The sequence below is a fragment of the Neisseria sp. P0001.S005 genome, from assembly GCF_051963715.1.
In genome coordinates this window covers 1-229 of the sequence record NZ_JBQCTZ010001119.1, presented here as the reverse complement: position 1 = coordinate 229, position 229 = coordinate 1, and the positions used below count along the sequence as shown (strand labels likewise).

Annotated in this window: 1 pseudogene; it reads left to right on the top strand. The window is 50.2% G+C overall.

The features are described from left to right. Window positions 1–229, top strand: a pseudogene (locus ACTHSP_RS24260) (DUF3418 domain-containing protein); the annotation flags it as partial.

Here is a 229-nt window from a genome sequence, read left to right as displayed (position 1 = left end):
CTCAAACCGCGATTGAAATGGGTTTGACCACCAAAGAAGCCGCGTTTAGACAAACTCCTTCCCAAGAGCAATTAAGACCGTCTGAAAGTCAAGGCGACCAAGATTTGGAGGCCAAACTCAAACAAAAACAACTGGACAAGAAAAAACACCGCGCCCAAAACCGTGCCGCCAAAGAAGCGGGCTACGAACAAAACCACCCCGCCCATCTCACCGGCAATATCGCCAACCT